Source organism: Sedimentibacter sp. B4, assembly GCF_000309315.1.
GTDB classification, from domain to species: domain Bacteria; phylum Bacillota; class Clostridia; order Tissierellales; family Sedimentibacteraceae; genus Sedimentibacter; species Sedimentibacter saalensis.
Map to the genome: position 1 here is coordinate 1 of NZ_CANG01000316.1, position 396 is coordinate 396.

The following is a 396-nucleotide window of genomic DNA, read 5'->3' on the forward strand; positions in this document are numbered from 1 at the left end:
GGACCGCTCCGCCTTGCGCTGTTCGCTCTGTTCGGCGAGGAGCGGCGCGAGCGCGTCCAGTCGTTCGACGAGTCCGGCCAGGTCACCCACGGCGTTCGCCGTCGAGACCGTGGTGCGCACCGTGTTGATGCTGTGTCGGGCTTCCTCGGGTGAGAGCGCGCCAGCTTTCACCCTCGTTTCGAGCAACCCCACCTCCACTTCGAGTGCCTCGAAACGCCGGGTGTAGAAGGCGAGAGCCTCGCCGGCATCGACATCGGGAATCTGACCGACGACCCGTTCGCCGTCGGCCGTACGCACGTAGACCGTGCCGTCCGGATCGACGCGGCCGAAGTCAGCCGGACCTGAGGTGGAGTTCATGGGGATCATCTTGCCTGATCCGACGTTGATTGTGACAGC

1 pseudogene is annotated in these 396 nt (G+C 65.7%); it reads right to left on the reverse strand.

The annotated features are described in order from the left end of the window. Window positions 1–366: pseudogene (locus BN358_RS26360) on the reverse strand (DUF349 domain-containing protein); the annotation flags it as partial. Window positions 367–396: the final 30 nt, after the last annotated feature.